Origin of the sequence: Asticcacaulis excentricus, assembly GCF_003966695.1 — a bacterium.
Lineage (GTDB): Bacteria > Pseudomonadota > Alphaproteobacteria > Caulobacterales > Caulobacteraceae > Asticcacaulis > Asticcacaulis excentricus_A.
The window spans coordinates 379,683-398,384 of sequence record NZ_AP018827.1 but is presented as its reverse complement, the minus strand read 5'-3'; the positions used below and the strand labels follow the sequence as shown (position 1 = coordinate 398,384).

21 protein-coding genes and 1 tRNA gene are annotated in these 18,702 nt (G+C 61.3%); 11 read left to right on the top strand and 11 right to left on the bottom strand.

Annotation, left to right across the window (positions count from 1 at the left end; genetic code table 11):
* Window positions 1–177 precede the first annotated feature (177 nt).
* The 8 genes from mgtE to EM6_RS01940 all read right to left on the bottom strand — a co-directional run bounded on the left by mgtE (window position 178) and on the right by EM6_RS01940 (window position 6,212).
* A complete protein-coding gene (gene mgtE, locus EM6_RS01965) occupies window positions 178–1,602 on the bottom strand; it encodes a magnesium transporter (RefSeq protein WP_410271583.1) in 1,425 nt (474 codons plus the stop codon).
* A gap of 247 nt (window positions 1,603–1,849) precedes the next feature.
* A tRNA-Leu gene (locus EM6_RS01960) sits at window positions 1,850–1,934 on the bottom strand.
* 118 nt (window positions 1,935–2,052) lie between these two features.
* A complete protein-coding gene (locus tag EM6_RS17275; protein WP_172961103.1) occupies window positions 2,053–2,226 on the bottom strand; it encodes a hypothetical protein in 174 nt (57 codons plus the stop codon).
* 5 nt (window positions 2,227–2,231) lie between these two features.
* Window positions 2,232–2,639, bottom strand: coding sequence for a hypothetical protein (locus tag EM6_RS01955; protein ID WP_126419873.1), 408 nt, complete (start codon window positions 2,637–2,639; stop codon window positions 2,232–2,234).
* Between the two features lie 175 nt (window positions 2,640–2,814).
* On the bottom strand, window positions 2,815–3,519 hold the full coding sequence (locus tag EM6_RS01950; protein ID WP_126419871.1) for a response regulator: 705 nt from the start codon (window positions 3,517–3,519) through the stop codon (window positions 2,815–2,817).
* A complete protein-coding gene (locus tag EM6_RS01945) occupies window positions 3,516–5,036 on the bottom strand; it encodes a sensor histidine kinase (RefSeq protein WP_126419869.1) in 1,521 nt (506 codons plus the stop codon). Before EM6_RS01945 ends, EM6_RS01950 begins: the two co-directional genes overlap by 4 nt.
* A gap of 231 nt (window positions 5,037–5,267) precedes the next feature.
* Complete coding sequence (locus EM6_RS17270) at window positions 5,268–5,441, bottom strand: hypothetical protein (RefSeq protein WP_013478614.1); 174 nt, start codon at window positions 5,439–5,441, stop codon at window positions 5,268–5,270.
* Window positions 5,442–5,456: 15 nt separating this feature from the next.
* Window positions 5,457–6,212 carry a Bax inhibitor-1/YccA family protein gene (locus EM6_RS01940; protein ID WP_126419867.1) on the bottom strand — a complete coding sequence of 252 codons (756 nt, stop codon included), beginning with the start codon at window positions 6,210–6,212 and terminating at the stop codon, window positions 5,457–5,459.
* 253 nt (window positions 6,213–6,465) lie between these two features.
* On the opposite strand from EM6_RS01940, the gene EM6_RS01935 reads away from it, so the two are divergent.
* From EM6_RS01935 to EM6_RS01905, 7 genes are all read left to right on the top strand, one after another.
* Window positions 6,466–6,693 (top strand): zf-TFIIB domain-containing protein, encoded by a 228-nt coding sequence (locus EM6_RS01935; RefSeq protein WP_126419865.1) that lies wholly within the window; start codon window positions 6,466–6,468, stop codon window positions 6,691–6,693.
* Entirely contained in the window at window positions 6,693–7,673 is a 981-nt protein-coding gene (locus EM6_RS01930; RefSeq protein ID WP_197723602.1) for a TerC family protein, read from the top strand. The genes EM6_RS01935 and EM6_RS01930 overlap by 1 nt, the downstream gene beginning before the upstream one ends.
* Entirely contained in the window at window positions 7,670–8,485 is an 816-nt protein-coding gene (locus EM6_RS01925) for an ion transporter (RefSeq protein WP_126419861.1), read from the top strand. Before EM6_RS01930 ends, EM6_RS01925 begins: the two co-directional genes overlap by 4 nt.
* Before the next feature lie 153 nt (window positions 8,486–8,638).
* Complete coding sequence (locus EM6_RS01920) at window positions 8,639–9,982, top strand: tetratricopeptide repeat protein (protein ID WP_126419859.1); 1,344 nt, start codon at window positions 8,639–8,641, stop codon at window positions 9,980–9,982.
* Window positions 9,983–10,137: 155 nt separating this feature from the next.
* A complete protein-coding gene (locus EM6_RS01915) occupies window positions 10,138–10,779 on the top strand; it encodes a hypothetical protein (RefSeq protein WP_126419857.1) in 642 nt (213 codons plus the stop codon).
* 5 nt (window positions 10,780–10,784) lie between these two features.
* Window positions 10,785–12,404, top strand: coding sequence for a secretion protein (locus tag EM6_RS01910; RefSeq protein ID WP_126419855.1), 1,620 nt, complete (start codon window positions 10,785–10,787; stop codon window positions 12,402–12,404).
* 149 nt (window positions 12,405–12,553) lie between these two features.
* Window positions 12,554–13,600 (top strand): hypothetical protein, encoded by a 1,047-nt coding sequence (locus EM6_RS01905; protein WP_126419853.1) that lies wholly within the window; start codon window positions 12,554–12,556, stop codon window positions 13,598–13,600.
* 381 nt (window positions 13,601–13,981) lie between these two features.
* Here EM6_RS01905 and EM6_RS01900 read toward each other — a convergent pair whose 3' ends face one another.
* The 3 genes from EM6_RS01900 to EM6_RS01890 are packed head-to-tail and all read right to left on the bottom strand — an operon-like array spanning window position 13,982 to window position 15,725.
* On the bottom strand, window positions 13,982–14,770 hold the full coding sequence (locus EM6_RS01900; RefSeq protein WP_126419851.1) for a GIN domain-containing protein: 789 nt from the start codon (window positions 14,768–14,770) through the stop codon (window positions 13,982–13,984).
* A gap of 17 nt (window positions 14,771–14,787) precedes the next feature.
* Window positions 14,788–15,354 (bottom strand): DUF1700 domain-containing protein, encoded by a 567-nt coding sequence (locus EM6_RS01895; protein WP_126419849.1) that lies wholly within the window; start codon window positions 15,352–15,354, stop codon window positions 14,788–14,790.
* Window positions 15,355–15,359: 5 nt separating this feature from the next.
* Window positions 15,360–15,725 (bottom strand): PadR family transcriptional regulator, encoded by a 366-nt coding sequence (locus EM6_RS01890; RefSeq protein WP_126419848.1) that lies wholly within the window; start codon window positions 15,723–15,725, stop codon window positions 15,360–15,362.
* Between the two features lie 220 nt (window positions 15,726–15,945).
* On the opposite strand from EM6_RS01890, the gene ubiA reads away from it, so the two are divergent.
* Genes ubiA through EM6_RS01870 form a run of 4 tightly spaced genes read left to right on the top strand, consistent with a single transcriptional unit; the run spans window position 15,946 to window position 18,673 of the window.
* Complete coding sequence (gene ubiA, locus EM6_RS01885; protein ID WP_126419846.1) at window positions 15,946–16,872, top strand: 4-hydroxybenzoate octaprenyltransferase; 927 nt, start codon at window positions 15,946–15,948, stop codon at window positions 16,870–16,872.
* A gap of 27 nt (window positions 16,873–16,899) precedes the next feature.
* Complete coding sequence (locus tag EM6_RS01880) at window positions 16,900–17,697, top strand: DUF3298 and DUF4163 domain-containing protein (protein WP_126419844.1); 798 nt, start codon at window positions 16,900–16,902, stop codon at window positions 17,695–17,697.
* Complete coding sequence (locus tag EM6_RS01875; RefSeq protein ID WP_126419842.1) at window positions 17,694–18,338, top strand: class I SAM-dependent methyltransferase; 645 nt, start codon at window positions 17,694–17,696, stop codon at window positions 18,336–18,338. Before EM6_RS01880 ends, EM6_RS01875 begins: the two co-directional genes overlap by 4 nt.
* On the top strand, window positions 18,335–18,673 hold the full coding sequence (locus EM6_RS01870) for a VOC family protein (RefSeq protein WP_126419840.1): 339 nt from the start codon (window positions 18,335–18,337) through the stop codon (window positions 18,671–18,673). Before EM6_RS01875 ends, EM6_RS01870 begins: the two co-directional genes overlap by 4 nt.
* The last annotated feature ends 29 nt before the right edge of the window (window positions 18,674–18,702 follow it).

The following is an 18,702-nucleotide window of genomic DNA, read 5'->3' as shown; positions in this document are numbered from 1 at the left end:
ACTTTTCCTGAACCAAAACGGTACACTTACGCAGGTAGGTAAAGGGCCCAGCAAGCATCGCGCCGCTGCGAACACCCCCGAACCATTTTTTCAACCGATTCGGACGCTTGCGCCCCCGACAGGATTAAGAAAAAAGGTTAATTCCGCCTGAGTAGCTATCCATAGGCTCTTACGTTTTTACAACAGAATTATCGCCGCCAGCCCCAGGAAACTAAAAAATCCGATGCAGTCGGTGACCATGGTCACAAAAATGGGCGACGCCACCGCCGGATCACGGTCCAGCCTCGATAAGGTGAGCGGCACCAGCGTCCCGGCCAACGCCGCCGCGGTGAGGTTGATCAGCACCGCCAGAGCGATGGTTACCCCCAGCATGGGGTTCTGCCACACCGTTCCGGCGACACAGCCCAGAATGCAGGCGATCACCGCGCCATTGAACCACCCCACCCGCACCTCACGCCAGACCGTGCGTAAGGCGTTGGCCGTGGTCAGTTCCCGCGCCGACAGGGCCCGCACGGAGACGGTCAAGGCCTGAGTGCCGGAATTGCCGCCGATAGAGGCCACCATGGGCATCAGCACGGCCAGCGCCACCAGCTTTTCGATTTCGCTCTGGAACATGCCGATCAATGACGAGGCGACGAAGGCCGTCAACAGGTTGACGCATAGCCACGGCAGGCGTGAACGCACCACCTCAAACACCGTGGAGTCACGCCCCTCCTCATCGGACACACCGGCCAGAGCCAGGATGTCTTCGCGGTTTTCTTCCTGAATGATGTTCACGATGTCGTCGACGGTGATCTGACCGACCAGCCGCCCGCCCTGATCGACGACCGGGGCCGAAATCAGGTGATATTTTTCAAAGATATAGGCCACCTCTTCCTGATCCATATGGACCTCGATCTCGGTGATCGGTTCCATAATGGCCGACAGGCGGACTTCGCGCGGCGTGCGCATCAGCAGCGACACGGGCAGCGCGCCGATAGGCTTATGCGTCGGCGAAATCACATAGACGTCGAAGAAGAGTTCCGGCAGGTCCGCCCCGTGCGCGCGCATATGATCAATGGCATCACCGACATTCCAGAAGTCGGGCGCCGCCACGACTTCACGCTGCATCAGGCGACCGGCGGTCTCTTCCTCGAAGGCCAGAGAGGTGACCATGGCCTCACGGTCTTCGGGGTCCATGGCCGCCAGAACCGCCTGCTGCTGCTCGGCCTCCATGTCCTCGAACACGGCGGCCGCATCGTCGGAATCTAGTTCCTGAAGGACTTCGGCCAGATCGACCGGACGCAGGTTTTCGACGATCTCCTCACGGATACCGTCATCCAGTTCCGGCAACACCTCCGGCAGGGCATCCGCCGGAATCCACGGAATGACCTGTTCGCGGTAATCTTCGGACAGAAAGCCCAGCAGATCGGCGACATCGGCCGGATGCAAGGCGTCCAGAAGATCACGCAGACGCAGACCGTCATTGCGATCGGCAGCGTCGATAACGAGCTGAATATATTCCGGATTAAGGGCGTAATCGTCCTGAAGCGCGAAGTCTTCGATCTGTTCCGGCGTGATCAGTTCGGGACGTTCATCCGCCTCCGCCGTTTCGCGCGCCACGGCGTCGGCCAGCGCCTTCAGCGACCCGCGTAACTCATCGGGCGGCGTCGCCAGGGTATCGAGTTCAGGTTCGGGCTTTTGTGACAACTCTCCCCCTCCCTGTTCATCGCGATATCCCCTTGGGCATACATCTTTTCACGGAGCCAGACACTGGGCCGAATCCCTAGGGATTGCAACCGGTTTCGCCGGCAATCAGACACAAAAAAAGGTCTTGAGGATTGCGCCTCAAAACCTTTTTTGATCCGGATGGTGCGGTCGAGAAGACTCGAACTTCCACGCCTTGCGGCACAGCGACCTCAACGCTGCGCGTCTACCAATTCCGCCACGACCGCACGCATCAGGAGGCGCGCCACTTAGCAAGCCTTGGCGGCTTTGTGAAGCGGCAAATGCGCATTATCCCCGGATTTTGCCAAAAAAGCGTGCATGGCAATCCACACGGCGGCGTATCGCCTATCGCTTCGCAGCCATGGCGTGCGCCATCTGCCCTTCCAGCCAGCGGTCAATCTTCGCGTAAATCTGCGCAACCGACGCATTTCCGGCCTTTTGATTGACGTCCCTCAGGCGGCGCGCACGCAGCCGCAGCCGGTGCAGCAGGATCACAGACTGGGATTGCCGAAGATTCATGCGCTTCAATGCGCCAGTCGCAGCGAATAGGCGATGGTCAGCAGAACGACCAGCAAGCCGACCAGCGCCAGATCCGTCCGCAGCGTCTCCACCGAAAACAGCGAAACGCGGTCCTCACCCTCATCGTTCAGACTATAGGCCGCCACAACCACAATATATCCAACCAGCCCCACAACCGCCGGCAACAGGGCCCATCCGGTGATAATCGCCGCCACGGCGAGACCTTCGGTCAGAAAGGCCATGCCCAACCCCAGACGCTCATAGCGCGCGAAAAAGTCGTCCGTACCCCGCGTCGCCTTGCGCAGGCGCATCACCTTCTCGACCGTCCCCAGCGCGAAGACGATCACCGCCGCACCACAAACCGTCAGGTAGGGCAGTTCATGATGAAAAGGTGAAGAGACAGAGGTAATCATGGCTATAGGGTCAGGTTGATCTCCCCGGCTTACAGGGCGAGCCTTGAAAAGTTAAACGGATTTACTGGACAACCCGTAAATTTATAGGGCGCGTGACCGTTTGGATACGGCCCTTAGCCTGTTAACATCACCGCTGCCCATGCCCGCGCCGAGATAACGGAACCCGCTCAAAGGTTCAGTGCGATCTGGCAGGCGTTTCCAGCCGGTAGCCAATGCCGGGCTCATTGACGATGAACTGATCGCGCGCCGGGTCGATTTCGAGCTTCTGACGCAACTGGGCGATATAGATGCGCAGATACTGGTTGTCGTCGGCCTGAGCCTCGCCCCATACCTTCTGCATCAGGTATTTGTGGGTGAGCAGTTTTCCAGCGTGGGTGGCCAGAACCTTCAGCAGGGCGAACTCCTTGGGCGACAGCTTGATGGGGGTGTCGCGGACGGACACCTTGTGCGCCGCCAGATCGATACAGAGATCGCCGACCTCGACCCGCGTATCTTCGACGGATGCGACGATGGAGTCGCGTAAAGAGGCCCGCAGGCGCGCCATCAACTCCGCCGTGCCAAAGGGTTTGGTGACGTAGTCATTGGCCCCCAGATCAAAGGCCTTGACCTTTTCCTCTTCCTGATCGCGCACCGACACGACCAGAATCGGCATTTTGGACCAACTGCGGATAGAGCCTATGACCTCCGTGCCGTCGATATCGGGCAGACCGAGGTCCAGCAGCACCGCGTCCGGCTTGACCGAGGTCGCCAGACGAATGCCTTCGCGTCCTGTCTCGGCCGGAATGACCGTATAGTCGTGAGAGGTCAGGGTGATGGTCAAAAATTTGCGCACCTGCGGATCGTCTTCGATGACCAGTACCTTGGGCTGCAAACCGCTCATTCCATCTCCTCCTCAAGGGTCGCCAGACGCAGCGTCGCCGCTTCCGGCAGCCAGACGCGCATACAGGCCCCTGTGCCATCGGGTGGATCTATGGCCTCGATACGCCCGCCATAGGAGGCCACGATCTCGCGGCAGATGTAAAGCCCCAGCCCGGTGCCGGCTATCTTGCGATCGCCCTCTACGGCCCGATAAAACTTGGTGAAAACCGGCTCTCGCAAAGGCGGCGGAATACCTGCCCCCTCATCATCGACATCAATTTCAACACCGTCCGAAATGACGCGGGCATCAATGGTGATCTCGCCTTCGGGCGGGCCGTATTTGAGGGCGTTTTCAATCAGGTTCAGCAGGACAAGGTCAAACAGCGAGGCATTGAGGTTGAGAAGCGGAAACCCCGCTTCGACCGTAATGCGGAACTTCTGGCGGCCGATCAGGGGGCGCAGAGTACGCAGAACCCCGGAAACGGCGTCGCGGATATGCAAGGGCTCGCTGCGTGGTCGCACACCGGCCTCAAGCCGGCTGATTTCGACCAGATTGACCACATAGCGGTTCAGCCTCAGGGCTTCGGCCAGACCATCCGCGACGATGTCCCGCGCCTCGCTATCCACGCGGCCTTCCAGCGCTTCCAGCGCGCCGACTATGCCGACCAGCGGCGTCTTGAAGTCATGCGACAGCGAAGACAGCATGGCGCTCATGAAGCGCTCGCGGTCGGCCTGACGCGCCTGCTGTTCGTGCGCTTCGGCCAAAGCGGCGCGACTGAGGGCACTGGCGACCTGTGCAGCCAGGGTCGGCAACAGGCTTGGGGGGAAGAGTTCGACCGGAAACGGCGCATGGTCTTGCGGCGTAAAGACCAGCACCCCCAGCGTCTTTTCGCCGTCGATCAGGGGCAGGATCAGGCGCGGGTCGTGCGGCGCCAGCACCTGACCGGCCCCGGCTGACGCGCCTTCCTGCGCCGCTTCGGATAACAGCGGGTCATCAACGGGCACATCCTTATACCAGATCTGGCAAGGCACGCTGGTCAGGGCGCTCAGGCAGGTTTCGCTGGCCGCCTGCACCTGCGCCACTGTGGTTTTGCCGACAAGGTCCTGATTGAGTTGATAAAGTCCCCCCAGGACGTTTTCGCGCGCCTGACTTTCGCCCGTGATGCGGCGCAGGCGCGTCGTCAGGGCGCTTACCACAAGCGTGACGATGAGCAGCACCACGATCTTGGCCACCGCCTGCGGGTTGGTCAGGTCGAAAGTCCAGAAGGGCGGCAGCAGGACCAGATTGTAGGTGATGACGCTGAGCGCCACGGTCACCAGCGCCAGCCGCAGATCAAGGAAGATCGCCGCCGCCAGAACGGGCAGGACAAACAGGATGCTCAAGGCTTCAGGCGAGGGAAAGCCGGACTGCATCAGAACATAACTGACGCAGGCGGCCGCAAACACCATGACAAGGCTCAGCAGCGCTTCCTGCCACAGGGCGCGCTGGCCGCGCAGCACCGGCAAGGGAGGAGGATCCAGAAAGGGCGGCAGACGCATGAGGCCGAGCCTAAATCCGTTTGGGGCGAAAGGATAGCGGAACTTTCGGTCGAAACCCGTGAGAGGCGCTCCATCAAAAAAATGGAAGCCGCCGGTGCACCAGCCCGGCGGCTTCCCGCAGCGGTCTCTCCTACCGCTGGACGGCCCGTGATCCGACTTTATTCAGCCGATCCGGGCGAAAACGGTTCCCTGCGCTGGGGGGGGGGGGCGATGGCGCGGGAACCGATCCCTTTACCGCAACAATCTGTTATTCATGCGCTCGGTGCGCTTGCGGGCCTCGCGGCGCGAAGAGCGGAAACTCAGAGTGTCGATCAGGATGTCTTCTTCACGTTCGGCGGCCCGGCGGGAGCGGCGCTCGCGGTAGGGATTGCCGGTTTCGTCGAAGTAAAAATCATCGTAGTCCATGGTCGTCTCTCCCGGTTATCGCCGCTCACCGGTAAGGTGCAGCAGGCTGGTGAAGATGTTGATGACGTTGATGTAGAGCGACAGGGCCCCCAGGATCATGATCTTGCCGCGGGTCTCCCCCTGATCGGACAGGTCGTAATAGAGACCCTTCAGGCGTTGGGTGTCATAGGCCGTCAGCGCGGTGAAGATCAGCACGCCGAGAGCCGACAAGGCCAGTTGCAGCCACGAACTCTGGAGTAACAGGTTGACCAGACTGGCGACGATCAGGCCGATAACGGCCATCATGAGAAACCCGCCGAAACGCGTCAGGTCCTGTTTGGTGGTGTAGCCCCAGAAGCTGGTCAGGCCGAAGGTGATCGCCGTGATCAGAAAGGCCTGCGCAATGGAGGCACCGGTGTAGGCCAGCACGATCGAGGTCAGCGACAGGCCCATAATGGCGGCAAAGACCCAGAAGCTGAATTGCGCTGTCGCGAGGCTCATGCGCATCACGCCGAAGCCTAACACCATGGCCATCACCAGGGGCGCAAAGGCCAGACCCCATCCGAGGCCCGTCAGGCCGCTGATGCGGTCGCCCGACATGACGTAAACCGCATTGATGAAGCCGGGGGATTGCGCCGCCAGAAAGGCGACACCGCCTGAGATCAGCAAGGCCAGACCCATACGGTTATATATGCCCATCATGTAGCGGCGCAGATCGCCGTCCATGGCCAGGGTTCTGGTGGTGGCTCCGCTCCCATTGAACAGGTCGCGGGAGTGGCCGCGGGGCTGCATTGTCATCTCCTTTGAGGGGTTCGCTTGAAAGGCTCGCTCTCGTTCTGAGCCCCTTCACCCTAGCGTGCCGATACGCCAAGGCGCTGTATCGAACGGGGCCTCAGTTCGCTGTTTTCGCGCCGCCGGGCTGTAAACGCGCCGTAAAAATGACGCCACGGAAAAACAGCGCCATCGGCCTGACTTCCCAACGGAAATGCAGCATAGGGTCGCGCTAGACATGACAGGTTGATATTCATTCCAAACAGGCGACCCCATGCCCCTGCGCTGCTGTCCCGACTGCCAGATACCGCTCAAGGAAAAGACTCACGGACCCGTCCGGATCGACAAATGCCCGCAATGCCGCGGCGTCTGGCTCGATAAGGGCGAAATGAACCAGATCGTGGCGCTCAATCTCGACGGACTGATGCCCATCTATGCCCGTCAGCGTCCGGCGCGCCCCCACACCGCCCGCTTTTCTGATGAACAGGATCGATCCGTATGATGGAGTTTCTTGTCACGCCGGTGATGGACAAGCCCCTGTGGATGTGGGCAGGTTTCATCGGCATTGTTATCGCGCTTCTGGCCTTCGACCTCGGCGTTCTGCATCGCAAGACGCATGAGGTCAGCATTCGCGAAAGCCTGTGGATGTCGGCCTTCTATATTGCCATCGCATTGGCCTTTGGGGGCTGGGTGTGGTGGTCGCTGGGCGATCAGGCCGGTAAGGAATATCTGACGGGCTTTATCGTCGAAAAGACACTGGCGCTCGATAATGTCTTCGTTATCTCGCTGATCTTCACCTATTTTGCCATCCCGCCCCTCTATCAGCATCGCGTGCTGTTCTGGGGGATACTGGGCGTTATAGTCCTGCGCGGCATCATGATCGCGCTGGGAGCCACGCTGGTGTCGCAATACAGCTGGGTGCTGTATGTCTTCGCCGTCTTCCTGATTTTCACCGGCATCAAGATGCTGTTTGTCGGCGACAAGCACCCGGACATCGGCAACAATCCGCTGCTGAAGCTTATGCGGCGCGTCTTTCCGATCAGCGCCGGCCTTGACGGGCAGAAGTTCCTGACCCGTCAGCCTGATCCCAAAACCGGCAAATGGCGCACCTATGCCACGCCGCTTCTGGTCGCGCTGGCCCTGATCGAATTTGTCGATCTGATCTTTGCGGTCGATAGCGTGCCGGCCATCTTCACCATCACGCTGGACCCGTTCATCGTCTTCACCAGCAATATCTTCGCCATTCTGGGACTGCGCGCGCTGTACTTTGCGCTGGCGGCGATCATCCATCGCTTCCGCTATCTGAAACCCGCTCTGGCCATCGTGCTGATCTTCATTGGCTCGAAGACCTTTATCGCCGATGCCATGGGCCTGGAGAAGTTTCCTGCCAATATCTCGCTGGGGGTGACGCTGGGCCTGATTGCCGCCGGTGTGATTGTTTCCCTTATCAAGACCCACAAACCGGGAGGCCACAGGCCATGACGTTCAGGTCCGCACGGCGTCAGGTCCTGACGATCATCGAACACCCCGCCTTTACCGCAACAGTCGTCACGCTGATTATTCTCAACGCGATTGTTCTGGGGCTGGAGACCTATCCCGCGATCATGGCTTCGGCAGGCGCGTTACTGTCCTCCATCGATCAGATCCTGCTGTCCGTCTTTGTGCTGGAATTGGGTCTGCGCCTGTTTGCTCAGGGCTGGCGGTTCTTTCGTGACCCGTGGAACCTGTTTGATGCGAGCATCATCATCGTGTCTCTTCTTCCGGCCGCAGGCGCCTTCAGTGTTCTGCGCGCCCTCAGGGTGCTGCGGGTCTTGCGTCTGATCTCCGTTTTCCCCAGCCTGAGGCGCGTCATCGGCGGCATAGTGGCGGCACTGCCCGGTATCGGGTCCATCGGCGCGATACTGGTGATCATCTATTACGTCTCAGCGGTGATGGCCAGCCAGCTATTTGGGGCCACGCACCCGCAGTGGTTCGGCACGCTGGATGCGTCCCTGTTCAGCCTGTTTCAGATCATGACGCTCGAAGGCTGGGCGGACATGGCGCGCAGTCTGGCGGCTACCCATGCCGCCGCCATTCCCTTCATGATCGTCTTCATTCTGGTGGCGACCTTTACCGTGCTGAACCTGTTTATCGGGGTGATGCTGGAAGCCATGCAGCGGGTTCAGGCGGACAAAGGCACGCCGTCGCCCCCTGCCACGGAAGCCGAAGCCATTGGCGAGCTGACGACGGAGGTCGCCGCTCTGAAGGAACAGATCGAAGCGCTCACCTGGATACTTACGCGCCCCGAGCGGTAGGTCCAATCTGTAAAACACAATCTGCTCCACGGAGAACGTTTGTCAGATTTCTCTTAACACCAAGACTTTGCCATATCACGTGTTTGGCGTTGCCACACCATTCCCCAAACGGTAGAAAACAAACGGGCAAGGACTTGGGGAGGGTATACGGGCATGGCGTCATCCAGACGGCTCGATGGCTGGAAGGCGATTGGTGGTCATTTCGGACGTGACCGCACGACCGTCATGCGCTGGGCCCAAAGCCGTGGTCTGCCCGTGCGCCGTCTGCCCGGCGGCAAGACGGGAACGGTCTATGCCTTCGTCGATGAGTTGGAGAAATGGGCCGCCAATCAGACGGACCTGACGGCAGAGACCCCGGAAAACACCAACGCAGAACCCGATACGCAACCCGCCCCTGCACCCGGCTTCTGGCAGCGCAACTGGCGTCGGCTGGCGGTTATCAGCCTGATGGGTACGGCGTTGATCTTTGCTTTGGGTAATGTCTGGCCAAGGCCGCAACCCGTACCAGCCTCGCAAGGCCTGCCGGCTGACCCCGCCCTGGCCTCTCTTTATCTCGAAGCGCGCGACGCCTGGGCGCAGAGGACACCGCAATCCCTCAAGCGCGCGATCACACTGTTTACCACCCTTATCGAGAAGCAGCCGGATTCGGCCCTTGCATGGGCGGGACTGGCAGACGCCTATCTGCTCTCGCGTGAATTCGGCGAAATGACCGACGAAGACGCCTTCACCAAGGCCCGCGCCGCGGCTCTGAAGGCCTCACAGCTCGATGCCAACCTGTCCTCTCCGCATCGGGCCCTTGGCTTTATTTCCTACTGGTGGGAAAACGATCCGGCCAAGGCGGGGGATGCCTTCCGCCGCGCCCTGTCGCTGAAGCCCGGTGAAGCCCAGACCCATTTCTGGTACGGAAACGTCCTGTCAGACAACGGCCAACACAGCGCCGCGCTGAAAGAGCTGAATACGGCCCGGCTGATTGAACCCGGCTCCATTTCTATTCAGATCGATCTGGCCTGGGCGCAATGGGCCGCAGGCGATGACGCCGCTGCCAAGGCGGCCTTTGGGCAACTCAGGCAGCAGAATGCCAGCTCACCGGTGTTGTTTGATTGCACAAGTCTTATCAAGCTGGCGGACGGCGATTATGTCGGTTACGTGCAGGACTTCAGCGAATTTGCGCGCCTTCGGGATGAAAGCGACCTCGAAGCCTATGCCGCGCAATTGCGCGCATCCCTGAAATCCGGCGCCCCGGCCGTTCAGGCGCTTTTGATGAAAAAGGCGCTTGAGGAGGTTGCCGCCAACCCGCGCCGCACACACGTCTGGCCCGTGTTTCTGGCCTCTGTGGCTCAAAACCGGGCGGACGTCCTAAGATTCCTGAAAACCGCCACGGAGCGCGGGGAATCGTGGGGCGAAGCGGGGCTCAGTGCGCGCATCGCGCGGCTGTGGCCCGACGACGCCGAAATCAACACCCTGCTCCAGTCGCTGCGCGCCCGCCGCGCCGCCTGACCCACACTGCAACAGATTGCGACACCTGAGCGCGGCGTTTTCTCACGTCGTGCAACAAGTTGCGACATGGCCAAACTTCAAAAAACCTTCATGCTTTCCTCATCTTAGCGGCACAGGCGCTCATCGCCTCCTGACCGCTGGCCAAGGGGATGCAGATGGGTTTATGGACGCGCAGAGCCGCACTCGGATCGACCGCCGCCACGGTGATGGCCGCGCCGTTGACCATAGCCGCGACGGCGTTCACGTCTTCGGCGAGCGTCAAGGCTTTGATGGCCGCGCACCAGAGCGCCATCTGCCAGTTGGCGGAGTTTGGCGGCACGCAGGTGTTGCTCCTGCTCATCAACGGCACGCCGGTCGAGGCCCATGCCCGTCGCCGGGGGCTTTACCAACGCAAGCTGTCGCGCCTCACCCAATCCGGCAAGGCCATCGCCCCGGTCAATTTCAACCGTCTGATCACAGCGGCTGGCGGCATTGACCGGCCTGTAGGCGGCACCGCGCGCGCGCCAGAGTTCAACGCCCTTTATGCCGCCTTGCCACCGGTGCCGCAGGCCCCCGATCCCTGTCCTGCGGACTTTGATCAGCGCTCAGCCGCCGAACGCTCTGTCATCCGGCAAGCGCTAAGGGCCCCGGACAACAGCCGCTACCTCCCCTGCTTTGTCGAAGACACGCAAACCGTGCGCCTGCCCTTTTCCGACGACCCCTTTTTCACCGCCTGGGCGTTTGAACGCGATGCTCAGGGTCATTTCCTCGCCCTCACCCTGCCGGGGGTACGGGCCATCTGGGCTTTGGAGGCCTGAAACGCATGAAAGCCACGCCCCTTCTCCGCGCCACCCTGACCTCACTGCTAATGTGCAGCGTCTGCGCCTGCGCTACAGCTCCCGTCAGTCCGTCGCCTGTGGCACACATCGTAACGCCTGCTGATGCGGCGGACGCCCTGCGCCACGGTGATCTTGCCACAGCGCGCAAGGGCTTTGGCGATGCGGCCGCCCGCTCACCATCTGACCCGGCGCTTCAGACGCTTCTGGCTCTGACCTATCAGTCTGCGGCGTCCAGCGACCCCGGGCATCTGGATCTGGCACTGGCGGGTTATGATCTGGCCCTGCGTAGCGGGCAGGACAGCTTCTGGGCGGCCGCACTGGCCGGAAAGGCTGCGTTCGATCGCGGACGCTACGGGCAGGCGCAGGCCTACTATGCGCGGGCCGTCATCCTGCGCCCGGAGGATGCGCGCGCCCTGACGGGACTGGCGAGCAGTGCCTACATGGCCGGTGATCCGCACCTGTCCGCCAGAGCGGCCAGTCGTGCCGCCAGTTTAGCGGCAAGCCCTGACCTCAAAGCCCATGCGCTGCGTTTGCTCAGCCTTGCCCATACCGCGACCGGTCAGACGCAGGCCGCCGAAATCGCCTATCAGCAACTGGCCCTGTTGGCCCCAGCGGGGGCCCCCGCCATCAGAACGCGGATGCAGGAACTGGCCCGCGCTCAGAACGCGGATACGGAGGCTGTGCCCACACCCGATGGGTCCGGTTCACCGGATCAGGTCTCGGTCGATGTCGCCATTATCCTGTCGCAAAATGCCCAGCGCGACTCCATCGGCCTGAACCTGCTGGATGGCCTTCAGTTGCAGTATGGCCGTCAGGATCAGCAGACGCATTCGGGCAGCGACACGGGCGTGGCGCGCACCATCACCGACACCATCACCCTGCCTCAGCTCACCTATAATCTAAATCTTTTCAATCGTTTTGGCCAGTACTACCAGGTGGTCGCCCGCCCCATGCTGACCGCCTATCGCGGAGAACCTTCGGACTTTTTCGTGGGCCGCTCGACCAAGGTGGCGGTGAAGGGGATCAATTTCTCGCAGCTCGAAAACATCGACATCGGCACGCAGGTCAAGGTCACGCCGCTGGACATCACCGCCCAAGGCACGCGGCTGAAGATCGAGGTGACCCGCTCGTTTCTGTCCGGCGAACCGGCGGGCACGTTCAACGAGGCGCTCAACACGTGGCGGCAAACCGTCTCGACCACGGTCGAAGTCCGCTTTGGCACGACGCTCATTCTGTCGGGCCTGTCTGAAAGCGTGCGCGATTCTTCGGTGACCAAGACCCCGATTCTGGGGGACGCCCCGCTGATCGGGTCCGGCTTCAACCGCCGCGTCACCAATGAACGCCGCGACGCCGTGCTGGTGCTGGTCACGCCGTCGCCAGTTCAGGCATTCAACAGCCGCCCATGGAGCCGGCCGACCGACGTCGAACGCCTGATGACGCTTTGGGACAAGACCATCGCCCCCGGCTCCGACCTCGACACCGTCACCGAAACCCTGTCGCGTTCGCGCCTGTTTAGTCGGGCGCGCAAATCCGATGCGCCGCTGTCGTGGCCCAACCTGCCGCACGACAACGAAGACATTCTGAGGGAGCTTATCGCGCCCTGAGAGTAACGCCGCATCGTTGAGACTGAATCCAAAGAGCAATCTCTGAATGGATGAGCCCTTTCCGGTGCACGTTGCAGTACCAGTAAAGCTTAAAACTTATCTTCCCGACCTAAAGACAACAGATATTTCACCCTGAAAAGGAGACATCTATGCGTAAATCATCTCTGACTACGACAGTATGCGCGGCTCTGGCTCTGATGCCGCTCGCCCTGTCCCCCCTCACCGCCGTCGCTCAGCCAGCCCTGAAACGTGCTGAACTGAACACGACCGCCCTTGCCAAGATTCAGCCGGCCCAGTTAAGCCAACTCAAGCTCATCGCCCAGCGTCAGGACCAGCGCCTGCTTCAGGCCTTCCGTGGCAAGGAAGCCCTGAAAGCCAGCATGGAAGCTGAACTGCGCGTCATTCAGCAGGAATCCGACGAAGACAAGCGCGAGGGCCTGATGAAGGCCTATCAAGCCAAGAACAAGGCGGCCTATCAGGCGGCCCTGCGCGAAAGCAATGTCGATCTCAACGCCATGGCCCGCGAAATGGCCGTCGCCGCACCGGACATGGACTTCCGGGTGACCGACAACCTCAGCATCGTGGCCGCCCCGAAAATGCAGGCTGCCAGCCGCAAAAGCGCGCCGGCCAGCGAGTCATTGCCCGCACCGACGCCGTCACGTAAGGTCAAAAATCTGGTCACGGAAGACTACACAATCAGTAAGGATGTGGGCTGCGGTCAGATCGCCGGCGGTGAAATCAACGTCTCTGGCGGCTATATGACCAATAAGGCCGTCGCGATTTCCACGGGCGGCTGCGAGAACGAAGGCGAGTACCTTCACGAGTTTCGGATCCGGTCGAACGAAACGGTAGACGCGACCATGACTGTGGACATGACCGCCAGGGCGCAGGCCGTAGGTATTTTCGGCTCCGCCGCGAGCACGAGCAGTGTCTCGGCCCGCATCGTAGGCAGCGAGTCACAACCGGGCGATGGCGATGGTGTGTCGTGTACGGCCTTTGCACCTGCGCTCTGGGTGGCCAACGAGGAATGTGAGCTGTTAAATGTCCGTTTGAACGCCCGATTTACCCGACCAGGGACCTACGCGCTGACGGCGCAGACCCGGACATACATCCTCACTGCGCTGAACATCGGCGGCGCCTCCGGTGAAGCGCGCATCAAAAAGCTGCGCGGAACGCTCGTCACCGAGTCACGATAATACCAACGGCCGAAGATGCTGACCGCATCCGGCCGTTGTGAACTCGAGAATGTCTCATATGTATTGGAAACATGAGAAATTCTCGAACGGAATACCAAGAGTCATTTCCAATGACCCATGGTATAAGTCATTCTTTTTAAATAGTCTCCGATAACGCCAAAACGGAGCATCAGCCAAGGGCGGGGGTCGTACAGTCGATCTCCGCCCGTTTTTCTAGCAACTGATTGTTTTATAATTGATCAATGAGAGCGGAATGTTTTCTACTGAAATCATTCCGCTGAAGCCGCCATTGAGGCGGCGGCCAAGGTGGCGCAGCCACATTTCGGATTCCTGTGATCAGCAAAAGGCCTCTCCGCGCAAGCGAAGAGGCCTTATCTCAGCTTAGTCCTGCTCGACGCTGCCCGCACCGCTGATGCGGGTATCGAGTTGCGCCGGGCGGGTTTGCAGATCGACATTGCCCGATCCGGACACATCGACCTTGACCTTGCCGGTCGGAGCGATGGTGGCATCCCCTGAGCCGGAGATGCTGACATCGGCGTCTTCGACGCTGAGACCCGACAGGTCGGCTTCGCCCGCACCGGTGATGTCGAGCTTCAGCGCCTTGGCCTTACCCGTCACTTCGGCCGAGCCGGAGCCACTGATACGCAGATCAATCGTCGGCTGGTCGTAGGCGCTGACCCGGAGATCGCCAGCGCCGGAAATCTCGAAATCCTTCACCGAAGGCGCCGTGATGACGATTTTCAGCTCGTCACTGGCGTGGGCTTCGATATGGCCCGGCCCGAAGCGGAACTGCACCACCTTTTCGACATCCGGCCCATCGGCCAGATAGAGACGTCCGTTTTCGAGGCGCACCCGATCGGTCAGGGCCTTAGGCCCGTTGACGGTCACCGAAGGCGTGGCCCCCTGAGTATAGACCACCTCAGCCGGGACGTCGATCTTGAGCTGTTCACTACCGCTCCACACAAGGGTGCGCGTCACGGTGGGCGCGATATCGGCCTTGGTGGTCTTCATGAAGTGGATGTTATTGTTTCCATCTCCCACATCCGACAGGGTCCACACCCCGCCGTTTTTGGCGATGTCATGGCTGGCCAGACCGGCGGCACCGGCGAGGCACGCGACCGACAGGACGAAGGCGGAGCCGGAAATAATGGCAAGTTTACGGATCATCATGGTCTTCCCTCCTCCGATCAGGCGTTCTGCGCATCAAGCGCGGGTTTCAGCAGGCGATAGTGCAGACGGGCGTACCAGACGAGACCGTTGACCAGCCACACGCTGACGATAGCGGTAAGGCCGGCAATGGTAACGGCCAGAGCCATCCCGCCGACACCGCCCAGAAGCGCGGCAAACACACCGCCCGGCATCCAGAAGGCCCCGGTCGCGAAGACGACGCCGCTGGCGATAAAGATACCGATAGCGCTCATGAAGAAGCCAAACAGGGTGCCGATGACGCCCATCAGCAGCGGCAGCAGGATCAGGATGTCGATGGCCCCAAGCCCCAGAACGGCAAACACCGCGCTGACCGCCGAAGAGGGCGACTTGGTGTCTTCCCACTGTTTCAGGCCGATTTCGGCCCGCAGTTCGCGCGCCAGACGTGCCGGATCACCCAGGGCAGCAGCCACTTCGGCCTCGCTGCGACCGGCGGCGACGCCGTCCGTGAAATGGGCTTCGTAGTCGGCGACCACATCGGCGATGGAAGCGGCGGGCAGGCCCGTCAGGCCTTGCTTAAGCCGATTGATAAATTCGTTGCGGGTCATGTCCCTTACCCCTCTTGCGTTTCGGTAGGAGCCGGTTGCGGCTCAGGCGGTGCGGCATCCAGCAGCGCATCGACGCTGCGGGCAAAGCCGCGCCATTCAGCGGCCTGCGCCGCCAGTGCCGCGTGACCGGCCTCGGTCAGGCGGTAATATTTGCGCGACGGTCCCGATGAGGATTCGACCAGTCGCGTATCGACCAGCCCGTCGCTCTGCATCCGCCGCATCAGCGGATAGATGGTGCCTTCGCCCATTCCGATCGCATCGGACAGGGTGGAAGCGATTTCATAGGCGTAGCTCTCGTTGCGGGCCAGAAGCGCCAGCACGCACAGGCCGAGCACGCCTTTCTTCAGTTGAATGTCAATGGTTTCAGCCATCTCCGGTTTCCTTTCGACGGAGCCGTGTGCGCCCCGTGATGAAGAGGTGTATATGACAAGCTACTATTTATTGCAAGATACCATTTTAAAACATGTACCATTTGTAATGTAGTAGCCATCACCAACAGGTAGCTTGCCAAACCTCGTGCCTAGCGATGAAACGAACAGGCGCGCGCCTTGGGCCTCGACACCTGCCCGCGAAAGGCGCAAATGAGGGCCCATGACTCACGATCCCCTTGCCCTCCCCGACGCCCCCAAAGCCAACTGGGTCGATCTCTATGCCCCTGCCCCCCTGCGCCCGTGGCTGAGGCTCGGGCGTTTCGACCGGCCCATCGGTATCTGGCTGCTGTTCCTGCCGGGGGCGATGGGACTGGTTTTCGGGGCGGCGAATCCGTGGTCGCTGGAGGTGGCCTATAGGCTGGTCCTGTTTGCGCTGGGCTCCGCTTTGATGCGTGGGGCGGGCTGCGCCTATAACGACTTCGTGGACCGCGATTTCGATGCACAGGTCGAACGCACGCGCCTGCGTCCCATCCCGTCCGGGCAAATCAGCCCCAAACAGGCCCTGTTGTTCGTCGCCCTGTGCTCGCTGATCAGCCTCCTTGTCCTGTTGCAACTGAGCCCGACCGCCATCTGGCTGGGGGTAGCGTCCTTGGGGCTGGTCGCCGCCTATCCCTTTATGAAGCGCATCACCTGGTGGCCGCAGGCGTGGCTGGGCCTGACCTTCAATTGGGGCTTTCTGATGGGCGTCGCCACCATGACCGGAACTCTGAGCCTTGCCGCGGTCATCTTCTATGCGGGTCTGATCTTCTGGACCCTGGGGTACGACACCATCTACGCCTATCAGGACATAGAGGACGACGCTATGATCGGGGTCAAATCCTCGGCCCGCGCCTTAGGCAGCCAAGGCAAAAGCGGCGTTTCACTGTTTTACGCCGCCGCCGTGGCCCTGACCGGCACAGGGGCCATACTCGGCGGCCTGAGCTGGCCGCTCTATGCCGGGCTTGCGGCCGTGTGTCTGCACCTGTTCTGGCAGGTCAACACCTTGCGAATCGATGACAACGCGCGTCTTCTGAAGCTGTTCAAAGCGAATCGCGAAACCGGCCTGTTGTGGGTCGCAGCCATCCTGATCGGGCACTGGTCGGTTTAATCAATGGGCGACCTTAAGGAGTTAGACATGCGGATGAGACCGCACCTGCTGATCACGGTCGCGTTTTGCGCGCTGACTCTGGCGTCGTGCTCGCGCAAGGACGAGGCGCATAAGGATGACGCCCCGCCCGTGGCCGCCGCACCGCTTGAGTTTGCGCAAACGACCCCGGATGCCGAGGTCAAGCTGACCTTCCCCGAAGCGATCAAAGCCTTCCCGGACCTGCACAATCGCCTGTATTCCGAAGGCCAGAGCGAGCTTAAGGCCTTTGGCGATCAGGCGGCCAAGGACCGCAAGGAACTGAGCGCTGCGGGTTCCGAACCGCCGCCCTATTTCCGTTCGATAACCTGGACCCTGCCGGCGCAGTCCGAGCATCTGGCCTCGCTCTATGCCGAGCAGTCGGAATTTACCGGCGGCGCCCACCCGAACGCCAATTATCAGAGCGTGCTGTGGGACAAGACGGCCAAACAGGCCATCGACGCGCGCCTGTTGTTCGCGCCCAATGCCGACCTCGCTGCGGCCGACGCATTTCTTTGCCGTCAGATCGAGGCCGAACGGTCGCGCCGCAATCAAACCCCGACGACGCAGACCGCCACCGGCTTCACCTGCCCCAAGCTGATCGACAGCCATCTGGCGTTGGTGGCTTCGACCACCTCTGGCAAGATCGGCGCGATCGAGGCCCTCTTCGCGCCCTATGAGGTCGGCCCCTATGCCGAAGGCGCCTATCAGATCCGCGTGCCACAGGCGGTGTTGCGCGGCCTGATCAGTCCGGCCTATGCGGCGGATTTTGCAGGGGAACCCGTGCCGCCCCCCGCGGCCACTCAATGAGCGAACCGGCGGCGTTTATCCGCGCCCACACCACCCCTCTGCCGGTCCCCTCCCTGCCCGATCTGAGCCTCTACCAAGCGGCGGAGGTGACGAGCCTGTGGGAGATGACCGAAGCCGAACTGGCGCAAAACGGTCTGGCCCCGCCCTTCTGGGCCTTTCCGTGGGCCGGCGGTCAGGCGCTTGGCCTGTGGCTCAGGCAAAACCCGCACGTCGTCAAGGGCAAGCGGGTACTCGATCTGGCCTGTGGCTCCGGGCTGGTCGGCATAGTGGCGGCGAAGCTGGGGGCGGCGCAGGTCATCGCCAATGATATCGACCCGTTCGCCGGGGCCGCCGTAGCGCTCAATGCGGCTCTGAACGGCGTGGACCTCATCTATGACGGGACCGACCGGCTGGCGGAAGCGCCTCCCGCCGTCGATGTTATTCTGGCTGGGGACATCTGCTACGAAAAGTCGATGACCGCCGCCATGCTGACATTTCTGCGCAAGGGCCGGGCGCAGGGTATCGCCGTCTATGTCGGCGACCCGCACCGCAGCTACTTGCCCGGCGAAGGGCTGGCGCGCCTGGCGACCTTCGACATCCACACCGACACCCAAATCGAAGACCGCGCGGTGAAACCCGCCAGCGTCTGGAGCCTGATATGAGCGAACATCACAAGATCGACTACGTCGAATGGCAGGCCACCGCCCTGCCCGAAACCAAAGCCTTTTATGAAACAGCCTTTGGCTGGCGCTTCATTGACTACGGCCCAACCTATGCCGCCCTGTCCGAAGCCGGTCTCGACGGCGGTTTCGACGCCGATAACGGGCCGGCCAAACCTCTGGTTATCCTCTATTCTGAAAATCTCGAAGCGTCACGCGACACGGTCGTGGCGGCAGGCGGGCACCTGACGCAGGACATCTTCAGCTTCCCCGGTGGCAGGCGTTTTCATTTCACCGACCCGTCGGGCAATGAACTGGGCGTATGGAGCGACAAATAGGGGTTGCCGCCCCTGCCCCGGCTTGCCAT